We start from the raw sequence: 12,943 nt of genomic DNA on the forward strand, positions 1-12,943 counted from the left end.
TTCCCGCCTGAAGCGCATCCTCGGTACAACATCGCCGCGACTAAGTGTCGCGATATATATCACATCGCGATATAATCCCTTTTCTTTGGGCGGCGCCGAGCCGTCTGCGCTCCCCACCCGTTTCCGTTCCGAATCGTGTCACGCTTCAAGGTCCTTCGCTGGCTCACCCGCTTCAGCCCCTCCAGGGTCACCATCACATGGCGCGAGCGCCTGCGCTCGGGCGGCGGCGCGCTGGTCGGCATCGCGCTGACGGGCGCGCTCGCGCACCGGCTGCTTGGCGGCAATCCGGGCATTCCGTACTTGATCGCCCCCATGGGCGCCTCCGCCGTGCTGCTGTTCGGCGTGCCCGCCAGCCCGCTCGCGCAGCCCTGGTCGATCATCGGCGGCAACCTCGTTTCCGCCACCGTGGGCGTGACCGCGGCGATGTGGATCCACGACCCCGTGCCGGCCGCCGCCGTGGCCATCGCCGTGGCGATCGTCGCGATGTTTACGCTGCGCTGCGTGCATCCGCCCTCAGGCGCGGTCGCGCTGACCGCGGTGCTGGGCGGCCCGGCCGTGCATGCGCTCGGCTATGAATTCGTGTTCGTGCCCGTCGCGCTGCAGTCGTTCCTGCTGCTCGGCGGCGCGCTCGTCTATCACGCCGCCACGGGGCATCGCTACCCGCACGCCGCGCGTCGCCCGCGGGTGGCCGGCCCCGTCCCCGCGCAAGCCGGTTTCACGCGCGCCGACCTCGAAGCCGTGCTGCGCGAGCGCGACGAAATGCTCGACATCGACACCGACGACCTCGAAGCCGTGCTGCAGGACGCCGAGATCCGCGCCTACGCGCGCAGCTTCGGCGAACTGACCTGCGCGGATGTCATGTCGGCCAATGTGGTCAGCATCACGCCCGCTACGACCGTTGGCGAAGCGCGCTCGCTGCTCAAGCGCCACGACGTGAAGGCGCTGCCCGTGGTGGACGCGCATCGCCAGGTGAAGGGCATCGTCACACGCGCCGACCTCGCCGCCGACGGACGCGAGCGGCATCCGCTGCGTCTCATGCTCTATGCGATCGCGCGCCTGTTCCGGCCGCACGCCGAGGCCGGCCAGAACGTCGCCACGCTGATGACCACGCATGTGCTGACCGTCGCGAACACGACGCCGATCGTCGAACTCGTGCGTATTTTTGCGGGCCGCGGGCACCATCATGTGCCGGTGGTCGATCACGAACACCGGCTCGCGGGCATCATCACGCAAGCCGACTTGATCTCGGGGCTCTATCACCAGGCGAAGACGCCGCAGCAGGCGCCGGCCTGAGCCGGTTCGCGGCCACACACCTGGCCGCGATGCTGATGTGACGGGCGTTTTCGGGAAGAAATATCACATCGTGATATATTAGGAGACGATACCGTTCCAGGGACTCCCGATGAAAAAAAACGCGCGCGACCTCGACAAGGTCGACTTTGAACAGCTGTCCGAATTTCGCTACCAGATGCGCCGCTTCGAGCGCTTCTCGGAGCAGGCCGCGCAGGCCGAGGGCATCACGCCGCTGCAATACCTGCTGCTGCTGCACGTGAAGGGCTACCCGGGCCGCACGTGGGCGACCATCGGCGAACTGGCCGAGCGTTTGCAGGCGCAGCATCACGGCGTGGTGGCGCTCGTCTCGCGCTGCGAGGCGATCGAGCTCGTCGAGCGCCGCGTGAGCGAGCGCGACCGCCGCCAGGTGGAAGTGCATCTGCTCGCCGCCGGCGAAAAGCTGCTCGCGCGCCTGGCCGAACTGCATCGCGCCGAATTGAGATCGCTCGACGGCGCATTCACCATTCCGCATATCGATCTTTAAACCATGCATTCCGACGATTCCCACAAGCGCGACTTTTCGGCGAACGCACGCCTGCCCGGCATCAGCGTGCTGGCCGCCGTGATCGGCGTACTGGCCACGCTCGCGGCGTTCGTGCTGCTGAGCCTGATCCACTGGTTCACGAACCTGTTTTTCTTCGGCCAGTTCTCGTTCGCCGACCGCTCGCCCGCGCTCAACACGCTGGGGCCGTGGGTCATCGTCGTGCCTGTGATTGGCGGCCTGATCGTCGGGATGATGGCGCGCTTCGGCTCCGAGAAAATTCGCGGCCACGGCATTCCCGAAGCCATCGAAGCCATTCTGTTCGGCAAGAGCAAGATGTCGCCGAAGGTGGCCGTGCTCAAGCCGCTTTCGTCGGGCATCGTGATCGGCAGCGGCGGCCCGTTCGGCGCGGAAGGCCCGATCATCATGACGGGCGGCGCGCTCGGCTCGCTGCTCGCGCAGTGCGTGCGGGTCACCTCCGCCGAGCGCAAGACGCTGCTCGTGGCGGGCGCGGCCGCGGGCATGACCGCCGTGTTCGGCACGCCGGTCGCGGCCGTGCTGCTCGCCGTCGAATTGCTGCTGTTCGAATGGCGCCCGCGCAGTTTCCTGCCCGTGGCGCTCGCGTGCGCGGTGGCCGGCTTCGCGCGCTCCGTGTTCTTCGGCACGGCGCCGCTCTTCCCCATGCAGACCCTGCCGCCGCACGCCGTGGCGCTCTTCTCGTGCATCATCGCCGGGCTGCTGGCAGGCGCGCTCGCGTCGGGGCTGTCGGCGGCGCTCTACAAGGTCGAGGACCTGTTCGGCCATCTGCCGCTGCACTGGTCGTGGTGGCCGGCCATCGGCGGGCTCGTGGTGGGCATCGGCGGCTTCATCGAGCCGCGCGCGCTCGGCGTGGGCTACGACGTGATCGGCGATCTGCTGCATCAGCACATCGTTCTTCAGGTCGCCATCGCGATTCTGGTGGTGAAAGCCGTGATCTGGGTCGTGGCGCTCGGCTCCGGCACCTCGGGTGGCGTGCTCGCCCCGCTGCTCATGCTCGGCGCAGGGCTCGGCTCGGTACTGAGCCACGTGCTGCCCGGCAGCGACCCGGCGCTGTGGCCGCTCGTGTGCATGGCGGCGACGCTCGGCGCCACGCTCGGCGCGCCGCTCACGGCCATCGTGTTCGCGTTCGGCCTCACGCACGACACCAATGCGCTGCTGCCGCTGCTCACGGCCACGCTGGTCGCGCACGGCTTCGCGACGGTCGTCATGAAGCGCTCGATCATGACCGAAAAGATCGCGCGCCGCGGCTATCACATCTATCGCGAGTACGGCGTCGATCCGCTCGAGCGCCACTACGTCGATGAAGTGATGACGCGCACCGTCGATACGATCGACGCGAACGTCACCGTGCGCGAAGCCCTCGATCGCTATTTCGGATCGACCCAGCAGCGCCGCGCCTTCCCGGTGCTGCGCGACGGCGCGGTGCTCGGCGTGGTGGATCGCGCGATGCTCGACGCCGTGCGCGCGAGCGCCGCGACCGAAGCCCTCGACACGCCGCTCGGCTCGTTGCTCGCGCAACGTTCCCCCGACATGGCGCTGCCCGCGGAGACCTGCCGGCAGGTTGCCACGCGCCTCGCGATTCACGGGCTCGAGCGCCTGCCCGTGGTGGCCGACCGCGAATCGCGGCAGCTCGTGGGCATCGTCTCGCGCAGCGACCTCGTCAAGCTCTCGCTTTCGCACTTCGAGGAAGAGCACAAGAAGGAGCGCTTCCGCCGCATTTCCGTGGGCAACAGCAAGCGGCGCTTTCCGCCGGTACGCAAGGCTGGGTGATGAAAATGGCGCGCGTCTACTGATGCAGCGCCAACCCCTTCACGGCCTTGTCGACCGCGTTTTTTGGGCCGTATAGCGCGATTCCCACCAGATCGGGATTCTCCGGGTCCTCGGCGCGAAAGACCTCGCGGTTCGCCGCGTCGTGGCCCGTCGAAAACATGGCGTGCACATACGGCACGATCGTGAGTTCGCGCGACACGCCGCGCCGAAGCGCCGCCTGCAGACCTTCGACATCGGCGCCATAGATCATCATCGGCTGGCCCAGCATCCTGCCGTAGCGTTGCCCGCGCGCGTCTTCGTAGGGCTCGCCAAGCGCCTCGGGCACCGCCGCCGCAATGCCCGTGGCGAGAAACGCGGTCACATTGAGCTTTTGCCAGACCGCGAGGTTTTCCCGCACGACCAGCGCGACTTTCGTATCGAACATGCTGCCTCCTTTTTCGAGGCAGTCATGATCCGCGAGACACGGCTGCAAGTCTGGAACGTTTGTGCACGGCAGCTTGGGGCAGCCTGGGCCGCCCGGAAGCCGCGCAGATCAGTGCAGATGCCGCAGCTTGTCCGGATTGCGCATCACATAAATGGCCGTGACCTTGCCGCCTTGGATCTCGAGCGCGGTGGTCTGCAACTCGCCATCGGCCTCGCGCGTGACGAAACCGGGCAGGCCGTTGATGAAACCCGCGCGCACGAGCGTCGAGCCATTCTTGCGAAACAGGTCGGCTAGCTGCGCGTGCAGCTTCATTACACTCTCGAAGCCGAACACCGGGTGGCCGAGCGCCGGGCGCTTGCCGCCGCCGTCCGCGTGCAGGCTCACGTCGTCGGCGAGCATGGCGCCCAGCGCGCTCATGTCGCCGCTGCGCGACGCCGCGAAGAACGCCTGCGCCAGTTCGAGGCCGCGCGCTTTCTCCACATGAAAACGCGGGCGCGCTTCTCTCACGTGAGCGCGGGCGCGCGCCGCGAGCTGGCGGCAGGCGGCGCCCTCGCGCCCGATCGTGGCCGCGACTTCGTCGAACTCGAGCCCGAACACGTCGTGCAGCAGGAACGCCGCGCGCTCCAGTGGCGAAAGACGTTCGAGCGCGAGCATGAGCGGCAGCGTGACGTCCTCCTGCTCGTCCTCTTCGACGACCGGGTCGGGCAGCCACGGACCGACATAGGTTTCGCGCTGATACCGCGCCGACTTGAGCTGGTCGAGGCACATGCGCATCACCATGCGGCGCAGGAAGGCCTCGGGCACGCGCACGTCGTCGCGCTCCACGTCCGCCCAGCGGATGAACGCGTCCTGCACGATGTCCTCGGCGTCGGCGACCGAACCGAGCATGCGGTACGCCACGCGGATCAGCTTGCGCCGCAGCGGGTCGAAACTCGCTGCGGCGTCCCTCAGGCCCGGGTCCGTCATGCGGCGACCATCTGTTTGGCCATGGCCTTCGCCGCCGCCGGATCGACCCACAGGCCGAAGCCGACCGCAAGGCGGTTCCAGCCGTTGATCACATTGATCATCAGCGTGAGCTTCACCTGCTCCTCCTCGGTAAAGTGGCCGGCGAGCGCCGCGCGCGCTTCTTCCAGCGCGTGACCCTCGCACAGGCGCGTGAGGGCCTCGGTCCAGCCGAGCGCCGCGCGTTCGCGGTCGGTGTAGCAAGGCGCTTCTTTCCACGCGGACAGCAGGTAGAGGCGCTGTTCGGTCTCGCCTTCCTCGCGTGCGTGGGCGGTATGCATGTTAAGACAATTCGCGCAGCCGTTGATTTGCGACGCGCGCACCTCCACCAGCGCAATGAGGCTCGGCTCGAGGCTCCCGGACACGGCGAGCGAAGTGCCCATCCAGGACTTCATCAGGGTCGGAGCGGCGGCGAACAGGTCGAGCTTGGCAGTCATGGTTTCATCTCCTTTCGGTTGGGTTGCCATGACATGACGAGACAGCCTGGGCCGCGTGTGACATTGGGGCCAAAAAAGTTCGTTAGCGACAACTGAGCCGCCTCGGCCGATAGCGCAGCCGGAGGCGGTTCGTCACGCTGCATCACTCTTTGCCCGACTGCGCTGCGGCTTGCTCGATGACCTTCGCCACTTCCGCCGGATGCGACATGTAGACCACGTGGCTCGAGTTGATCTCGACCGTCTTGCTCCCTGCGCGCTGGGTCATGAAGCGTTCCAGATCGGGATTGATCGCGCGGTCCGCCGTCGCCACGACGGCCCAGCTCGGCTTTGTTCTCCAGGCGGCGTGCGTGATCGGAACGCCGAACGATTGCGCGGCGGGCGTCACCTGCGAGATGGCCATGAAGCGGGCCTCGGCGGCGGGCAGGTCGGCGGCGAAATCCTCGTGGAAATTGGCCGGGTCGATATAGAGGTGGCCGTCGGCGGTGGCCTTGATCGCCTGGGTGGCCGGCGGCGTCTTCTTCGTCAGTTCGAGCGGCGATTCTCCCGTATCGGGCTGGAACGCTGCCACGTAGACGAGACCCGCGACCTTGTCGTCGTTGCCGGCCTCGGTCACGACCGCGCCGCCGTAGCTATGGCCGACGAGGATGCTCGGGCCGTCCTGGGCATCGACGACACGGGTCGTCGCCTTCACGTCGTCGTCGAACGACGTTTCCGGCTCCTGCACGACGGAGACCTTATAGCCGTCGCGCGCGAGGATCTTCGAGACGGCCTGCCAGCCCGAACCGTCGGCGAAGTAGCCGTGCACGAGCACGATGTTCTTGACCGGCGCGGCCGTGGCGGCCTGCGAGCCGAGCGCGGCGGCGGAAAGGGTAACGGCGGCGGCGATGCGGGTTACGTATGAGGAAATCTTCATTTTCATGCTCCAGGGCGTGAGGTGATTTGAGAACTCGACAGGGCATTGCCTGTTCGATGAAGCCATCCTACTAGTAGGATGGCTGAGAAGCAAGAAAAATTTTGGAGGTGGCTTGGGGGTGGAAATTGGTCCCCGCTCCGCGTAAGCTATCGGTAATTCAACCGACTAGATGGTAGGCAAAATGACAGTAAGCGGCGAACTGACGGCCGACAGGATCATGGCGGCGGGACGGCAACTCATCATGCGGCGCGGCTACAACGGGTTCAGCTATGCCGACATCGCGGATGCGATCGACATTCGCAAGGCGAGCATTCACCACCACTTCCCCGCCAAGACCGATCTCGTCGTTGCCGTGCTCAACGCGTGGCAGGAAGCGCTCGACGCCGATGTGGCGGCGCTGGAGGCGAGCGGCGCGGACGCCATCGCACAGTTGCGTGCCTACATCGGCCATTGGGAGCGCTGCATTGCCGACGACACGGCGCCGTTCTGTGTCGCAGGCATGCTGGGCGCCGAACTGCCTTCGCTGCCTGAAGAAGTGGCTCAAGGGGTGAAGACGTTCTTCGATCATCTGACTGCGTGGCTTGAACGGGTGCTCGAAGCCGGCGTGAAAGGCGATCTCCTCAAACTGGATTCGTCGGTTCACGCCGAAGCGGCCACGCTCGTCTCGCTGGTCTACGGCGCCATGCTCGCTGCGCGCGCGTATGCGAACGTCGAGCTGTTCAAGCAGGTGACCGGGGGTGCGGTCGAAAGACTGGTGAAGCCGCGCAAACGCGCACGCTCCACCGGTCAGGCGACCGAGTAGCCGCCGTCGGCCACCAGAGCGTGGCCCGATACGTAGCTCGAGTCGTCGGAGGCGAGGAACGCCACGATCGTCGCCATCTCCTGGGCGGTGCCCCAGCGGCCGGCGGGCGTGCCGGCGGCGAACTGCTGCTGCACTTCGGCCGATGGCCAGATGCCGCGATGATGGAACGGCGTCTCGATCAACCCCGGGCACAGTGCGTTCACGCGTATGCCTTGGCGGAACCATTCGATCGACGCCGATTTGGTCATGCCGACTACCGCGTGCTTGCTGGCGATATACACCGACGCGTTCGCGAAGCCGATCAGGCCGCCCATCGAGGCGTTGTTGATGATGCTGCCCGAGCCTTGCCCGAGCATGACCTGCGCTTCGTATTTCATCGCGTTCAGCACGCCGCGCACGTTCAGCTCGAAGACCATGTCGAATCTTTCGGAATCCTGTTCGATGAGCGGCGCGAAGACGCCCTCGGTTCCCGCGTTGTTGAAGGCGATGTCGAGCCGCCCATAGGTCTGCACCGTGTAGTCGACGAGTCGCTTGATGTCGGCTTCTTTCGAAACGTCCGCCACGAAGGCCGACGCTTCGCCACCCTCGGCCGAAATTTGCTGCACGAGCTGGTCGAGTTCGTCCTTGCGGCGGGCCGCCACGACGACCTTTGCGCCGCGGCGGGCGAGTTCGACGGCCGAAGCGCGGCCGATGCCGGAGCTGGCGCCGGTCACGAGTGCAATCTTGCCTTCGAGCTGCCGTTGTGTGCTGATCGTGTTCATGATGTCGTCCTTTGTTCCAGTGGATATTGCGCAGAGTCTGGCGCGCTGTTCACGGCTACCTTGCCTCACGCCTGGAACGAAGTATGGATATCGAGCGCTCGAAGGTGAATGGAATAATCGCGCATTCACAATTCCTGCTTTGGGAATTTTCCACGACAATGACGCATCGTTCCCAGCGCAGGAATCATCATGCTCAATCGCCTTGATCTCCTGAGGATCTTCCTCGCCGCCTCGTCGTGTACGAGCTTTCGCGAAGCCGCCGCGCGCCTCGGCGTTTCGCCGCAAGTCGTCACGCGCGCGGTGCGTGAACTCGAGGAGCAACTGAGGGAAACCCTGTTCCACCGGAATACGCGGCGCATGCAGATCACGACGTTCGGCCAGTCGTTCGTCGCACGCGCTCAGGCTGCGTTAGCCGGCGTCGACGGTCTGTTCGGCGAGGCAAGCATGAGCGACGACGCCATGGGCATGGTGCGCATTACTGCGCCGTCGGCCCTGGGTCGCTACTACGTACAGCCGATCCTGATGGAATTGATGGCCCGCCATCCCGGTCTGATTGCCGACCTCAGACTTGCGGACGCCCCCTCGGCCGTCGTGGACGAGCAGATCGACGTAGGCGTGCGCGTGGGCGCCATTGGCGACAACCGGTTTGTCGCGCGCGCGATCGGTCCGCTACCGATATGGACCGTCGCCTCACCTGCATTGATCGAACGGGTGGGAGAACCGAAGAACCTGAAGGACCTCGAAGCACTACCAGTGACGTGCCTGATCGACCCCGCAAGCGGTCGACCGTGGCCATGGATGTTCCGCGGAGAACGTCACTTCCAGCCCGCTGCGCCCGCATTCGTAACCAACGACACTTCCGTGGAGATCGAAGCGGCTTGCGCGGGCATTGGCTTCAGCCAATGCACCGAATATCTGATTCGGCCTTATGTTCAGCGAGGTCAGCTCGTCCGGCTTCTACCCCGCCTCGATCCCGAACCCTGGAAGCTATACGTCTACCGTCCCCAACGCGGCCCGGTATCGAGGCGAGTGCGTGTCGTATTCGACGAGCTGGTCGCCAGACTTCCGCTGGCGACGTTGCGTGGGTAGGGAGCGCGCGCCGCGAAGAACGCACGTCGGTTCAACGCGAAAGCGAATGGCCCGAGCGACACTGGAAGCTAGATCCGCGTCGCGAGAAGCTTGATTCCGGCGATCCCGAATACCACGGCCAGGCATCCTTCCAGCGCGCGACGGGTCCGCACGTACAGCCTGCGAGCCGAAGCCGTCGAAAACAGGACCGCATAACCGCCGAACACCAGGCATCCGATGGCCGCACAGCCTGCGATGACCGCACTATGGGCAGACCCCGAGCCGTTCGACGACAGCGCGACAATGGAAACCCACACGAGGATCGCTTTGGGATTGGTGAGATGGAGCGTCACGCCGCGGAGGTAGACGCTCGTCAGTGTCGGTGCGCGTTCCACCTCCACTGCCGAGGTGGCGGCGCTCGAAAGCGCATTGCGTCCGGATTTGAAGGCGAGCCACAGGAGATAGAGACCGCCGAAGATCTTGATCGCAACGATGAATTGAGACCAGGCAATCAAGGCAGCCGACACGCCCAGCGCCGCCACCGTCGCCCAGAACATCGATCCCGAGATGACACCGAGCGCGAACGTCATCGCCGCTTTACGGCCGTGACTGGCCGCGATGGACAAAATTGCAAGGTTGCTCGGCCCGGGACTCGCCGTGCCGACGAAATACGCGGTGTAGGCAAGCAGCAGGTTGGTCGAGATGAAGGCGTGTCCAGTCATGAGTGGAAGAGGATGAATAGATCGTTAGTCAAACAACGAAGCGCTTGCCCACCGCCGACGCTACGACTCGATCCTTGAACCGTGTTGCCAGTGCGCCGATTGCCCGCCAGCCAGTGCAATGCGCGGGGGCGATCAAAGCAGGATTGAACGGTTCCAGCGCTTCGACAGTGTCCGGAATGATGCTTTCCGTTGCGCCTGACAAATGGAAGCCGCCCAGCACCCCGTAGATCGGCACATCAGGAAAGCGATTGCCCGCGTGAGTCAAAACGTTGATGAGACCTGCGTGTGAACAGGCTGTAAACACGAACAAACCCTTGTTAGCGATATGCACGGCAACATATCGTTCATCCATGAGCACTTCGTCCAGTTCCCATGCACCGTCGGGGCCACGCCTGTGCTGGCCGGGCATGCCGCGCTCGAAGCTCGTCACGCGCGGGATTTCTCCGCTGACGTAGAACGACTTCGACAGAACCGCCTGTTCGACTCTCGTGATCACGAGTTCCGCCCCGTTACCGGCAAGCACCTGCTGGCCTGGAATATCCTCCATTGGCATCATGCGGCCTTGCGGATTCCTGACCGCTCGCGACGCGAACATGTCCGGATGCAGATAGGTCGGGACAGGCTTTCCACCATTGGCCAGCGTGATCATCTGCAATGCCCGTGGCATTGCCGCGGCGTGATCCCAATGTCCATGTGAAAGCACCATCGCGCCGACCGAGCCGAGGTCGAGGCCGAGCCTGCCGACGTTACGTTCGAATACCCACTCGTCCGGCCCCGTGTCGAACAGCACTGAGCGCGACGTGTCGCCCGTTCGGGCAGTAATCAGACAGGACAAGCCGTGAGCGGCGCAACAGAGACATCCTCCACCCAGCGATTTCATCCCGCGCCGCCAGGCTCCGGCAAGCTCTGTTTCCACGTACGCCGGATTCGATGAAAGGATGTCGGTCACGTTATCGACGATGACCGTAATCTCCAGGCTGTCGAGTGGCTCAATCATCTCTACACTCCCTGGTATCGATCAGTCCCGCAGCAAACCTTCCGCCAGCAGCGCTGCCCTGACCTGCGGGCGACCCGCCGCGCGTTGCTGAAATGCGCTGATCGCGGGCAGCCGCGATAAATCCACGCCAACGTGCCTTGCCCAGTTTGTGACGGTGAAAAGATAGGCGTCGGCAACCGAGAATTGCTCTCCCAGCAACCATGGCTGGTGCGTCAGGGATCGCTCTACCACCGCATAATATTTGAAGAGCGCTTCGCGCTTTTCGCTGCGGATCAGGCCTGGCATCGCGGGATTGAAGAGCGGCGCGTAACTCGTGTGCAAGTCGGAATTAATGAAGCCAAGCCATTCCTGCAGACGGTACCGCGCCATCGTCCCGTTAAGGGGAACGAGATCGCGTTCCGGCTTCAGGTCCGCGAGAAACTGCATGATGGCGGGACCTTCCGTAAGCCATGCTCCGTCGTCCAGCTCGAGCACCGGCACGTTTCCCTTTGGATTGATGGTGAGAAAGTCGATGCCGCCTTGCGTGCGCTTCGATGCCATGTCCACCTTCTCGAGTTCAATTGCGATCCCCGCTTCGCGTGCGACGATATGCGACGCAAGCGAGCATGCTCCCGGCGAGTAATAAAGCTTCATGTTCGATCCCGACAACGAGTTAAATCATTAACCAACGGCGCTGCAGCCCGCACGCTCCAGCGCTTGCTACTGGGGCGAAGGCGGATTCAAGAGCTTGCTCAACGGCTTGAGCGGGCCAATCGGGAAGAGCGAGAACGTCATCAAATGCGCTTTCCCCAAGGGCAGTGCCTCGAGCATGTCATGCGCTTGATCGACGTCCGTTACGTTCAGGATGAACGCCACCCCGGCCCGGTCTTGCAGTGAATACCACTGGTCAATCTTGCCCTCGAGGTAGAGCTGCGCCGTCTCGCGCACTTCGGTCGGAAGCGTGTGCTGGACAAGGTGCATGTCCGTGCCCGGCGGAAAAGTGCCAATCGCCAGAATCTTCGTGGTTGGCGTGGCGGGCATAGGCGTAGTTTGCGACATGGAAACTCCAGCAGAAGCGACCAGCACAGAGGCTAGGGTCAAATTGAGAAGAAGGCGTTTCATTCAGCGTCCAGTGACTGTGGTGTGAGCCGCTGATGCTCCGGCCCAATGGCTGGTGCCAAGGTATCATCGCTATTCGCAAGCGCCTATTCATCACATTGTTGACGGGCCATGAAGCAGAACTTCACAGTCAGGCAGGGCGCGCTGGACGGCGTGGAGGTGTTCCTGCGCGTTGCCCAGCATCGCAGTTTTCGCAAGGCGGCCGCGGAGCTCGGTGTGACACCCTCGGCGATCAGCCAGACAGTGCGTGTCCTCGAAGCGCGCATTGGCGCAGCGCTCTTCATCCGCAACTCGCGCAGTGTCGGCTTGACCGAAGCCGGCGAACAGTTTTTCGCGCGCGCCAAGCCCGCCTTCGAGGAACTGGTCGCCGCCAGTGAGGTGGCGCGTGGACTCGGCCAGCGACCGGCGGGATTGCTGCGTCTCTCCGCGCCGCGCGCGGTGATCCCCACGCTGCTTGAGTTGGTCACATCGTTCTGCAAGGCTTATCCCGAGATCGAGGTGGAGCTTGCTGCGAGCAAGGAGGTGACCGACCTGGCTGCCGAAGGCTTCGACGCCGCTATCCGGCAAGGGCATCTCGTTGCTCCCGATATGGTCGCGGTGCCGATGACGCCGCCATTCCGCCTCATCGTCGTCGGCAGCCCTGGCTACTTCGCCGGCTTCAGTCCGCCCGCTCACCCGAACGACCTGCGCCAGCACGCCTGCTTGCGATGGCGGCGCTCCAACGGCGCGCTCGCCCTATGGTCGTTCAACGACGAAGACCAGCCGCTCGAGATCGCCGTATCCGGCCCCCTCATCGCCAGTGACTTTTCCACCGTGCTGGGCGCCGCACTGGAAGGGCTGGGCCTCGCCCAGGTACCCGAGCCGCTGGCCGCTGTCGGGTTGAGAGCGGGTGAACTGATCGAGGTGCTGGAGGCCTACGCGCCGGTGAGGCCCGGGGTGTTTCTCTGCTATTCGGGCCGCCGTCAGGTCATGCCAAAACTGCGCGCGTTCATCGATCATATGAAGAGCCGCACGGCGGGCGATGGAAAAGTCCGCGTAAAAGCGGGCGCCAAACGCTAACGAACATCCACCACGCCGCGCAGCGCGAAGCGCCCGCA

General features: G+C 64.6%; 15 protein-coding genes. 6 read left to right on the forward strand and 9 right to left on the reverse strand.

The window, feature by feature from the left end:
* The first annotated feature begins 135 nt into the window (after nucleotides 1-135).
* The 3 genes from AB4Y35_RS31630 to AB4Y35_RS31640 all read left to right on the forward strand — a co-directional run bounded on the left by AB4Y35_RS31630 (nucleotide 136) and on the right by AB4Y35_RS31640 (nucleotide 3,622).
* Complete coding sequence (locus tag AB4Y35_RS31630) at nucleotides 136-1,293, forward strand: HPP family protein (RefSeq protein WP_368707496.1); 1,158 nt, start codon at nucleotides 136-138, stop codon at nucleotides 1,291-1,293.
* A 109-nt stretch (nucleotides 1,294-1,402) separates the two neighbouring features.
* Nucleotides 1,403-1,816 (forward strand): MarR family transcriptional regulator, encoded by a 414-nt coding sequence (locus AB4Y35_RS31635; protein ID WP_324157888.1) that lies wholly within the window; start codon nucleotides 1,403-1,405, stop codon nucleotides 1,814-1,816.
* 3 nt (nucleotides 1,817-1,819) lie between these two features.
* Entirely contained in the window at nucleotides 1,820-3,622 is a 1,803-nt protein-coding gene (locus tag AB4Y35_RS31640) for a chloride channel protein (RefSeq protein ID WP_368693704.1), read from the forward strand.
* Nucleotides 3,623-3,638: 16 nt separating this feature from the next.
* Here the strand turns inward: AB4Y35_RS31640 and AB4Y35_RS31645 are convergent, their stop codons facing one another.
* From AB4Y35_RS31645 to AB4Y35_RS31660, 4 genes are all read right to left on the reverse strand, one after another.
* Nucleotides 3,639-4,046, reverse strand: a complete 408-nt coding sequence (locus AB4Y35_RS31645; protein WP_028202441.1) for a DUF2000 domain-containing protein — start codon at nucleotides 4,044-4,046, stop codon at nucleotides 3,639-3,641.
* Between the two features lie 108 nt (nucleotides 4,047-4,154).
* Nucleotides 4,155-5,012: a sigma-70 family RNA polymerase sigma factor gene (locus AB4Y35_RS31650; RefSeq protein WP_368707497.1), complete on the reverse strand. Its 858-nt coding sequence runs from the start codon at nucleotides 5,010-5,012 to the stop codon at nucleotides 4,155-4,157.
* Nucleotides 5,009-5,485 carry a carboxymuconolactone decarboxylase family protein gene (locus AB4Y35_RS31655; protein ID WP_368707498.1) on the reverse strand — a complete coding sequence of 159 codons (477 nt, stop codon included), beginning with the start codon at nucleotides 5,483-5,485 and terminating at the stop codon, nucleotides 5,009-5,011. Before AB4Y35_RS31655 ends, AB4Y35_RS31650 begins: the two co-directional genes overlap by 4 nt.
* Before the next feature lie 142 nt (nucleotides 5,486-5,627).
* Nucleotides 5,628-6,398 carry an alpha/beta hydrolase gene (locus AB4Y35_RS31660; protein WP_368707499.1) on the reverse strand — a complete coding sequence of 257 codons (771 nt, stop codon included), beginning with the start codon at nucleotides 6,396-6,398 and terminating at the stop codon, nucleotides 5,628-5,630.
* Nucleotides 6,399-6,579: 181 nt separating this feature from the next.
* Between AB4Y35_RS31660 and AB4Y35_RS31665 the strand changes: the two genes are divergently transcribed.
* Nucleotides 6,580-7,200: a TetR/AcrR family transcriptional regulator gene (locus AB4Y35_RS31665; protein ID WP_368707500.1), complete on the forward strand. Its 621-nt coding sequence runs from the start codon at nucleotides 6,580-6,582 to the stop codon at nucleotides 7,198-7,200.
* On the opposite strand, the gene AB4Y35_RS31670 is transcribed toward AB4Y35_RS31665, so the two are convergent.
* Nucleotides 7,185-7,961 (reverse strand): SDR family NAD(P)-dependent oxidoreductase, encoded by a 777-nt coding sequence (locus AB4Y35_RS31670; protein ID WP_368707501.1) that lies wholly within the window; start codon nucleotides 7,959-7,961, stop codon nucleotides 7,185-7,187. The genes AB4Y35_RS31665 and AB4Y35_RS31670 overlap by 16 nt on opposite strands.
* 189 nt (nucleotides 7,962-8,150) lie before the next feature.
* Between AB4Y35_RS31670 and AB4Y35_RS31675 the strand changes: the two genes are divergently transcribed.
* Entirely contained in the window at nucleotides 8,151-9,050 is a 900-nt protein-coding gene (locus AB4Y35_RS31675) for a LysR family transcriptional regulator (protein ID WP_368707502.1), read from the forward strand.
* A gap of 68 nt (nucleotides 9,051-9,118) precedes the next feature.
* On the opposite strand, the gene AB4Y35_RS31680 is transcribed toward AB4Y35_RS31675, so the two are convergent.
* From AB4Y35_RS31680 to AB4Y35_RS31695, 4 genes are all read right to left on the reverse strand, one after another.
* On the reverse strand, nucleotides 9,119-9,751 hold the full coding sequence (locus AB4Y35_RS31680) for a LysE family translocator (protein ID WP_368707503.1): 633 nt from the start codon (nucleotides 9,749-9,751) through the stop codon (nucleotides 9,119-9,121).
* Between the two features lie 28 nt (nucleotides 9,752-9,779).
* A complete protein-coding gene (locus AB4Y35_RS31685) occupies nucleotides 9,780-10,748 on the reverse strand; it encodes an MBL fold metallo-hydrolase (protein ID WP_368707504.1) in 969 nt (322 codons plus the stop codon).
* 21 nt (nucleotides 10,749-10,769) lie between these two features.
* A complete protein-coding gene (gstA, locus tag AB4Y35_RS31690; protein ID WP_368707505.1) occupies nucleotides 10,770-11,381 on the reverse strand; it encodes a glutathione transferase GstA in 612 nt (203 codons plus the stop codon).
* A 66-nt stretch (nucleotides 11,382-11,447) separates the two neighbouring features.
* Nucleotides 11,448-11,849, reverse strand: coding sequence for a hypothetical protein (locus AB4Y35_RS31695; RefSeq protein ID WP_368707506.1), 402 nt, complete (start codon nucleotides 11,847-11,849; stop codon nucleotides 11,448-11,450).
* 108 nt (nucleotides 11,850-11,957) lie between these two features.
* Here AB4Y35_RS31695 and AB4Y35_RS31700 point away from each other — a divergent pair, with 108 nt between their 5' ends.
* Nucleotides 11,958-12,905, forward strand: a complete 948-nt coding sequence (locus tag AB4Y35_RS31700; RefSeq protein WP_368707507.1) for a LysR family transcriptional regulator — start codon at nucleotides 11,958-11,960, stop codon at nucleotides 12,903-12,905.
* The last annotated feature ends 38 nt before the right edge of the window (nucleotides 12,906-12,943 follow it).

Origin of the sequence: Paraburkholderia sp. EG286A, from assembly GCF_040965375.1 — a bacterium.
Taxonomy (GTDB): domain Bacteria; phylum Pseudomonadota; class Gammaproteobacteria; order Burkholderiales; family Burkholderiaceae; genus Paraburkholderia.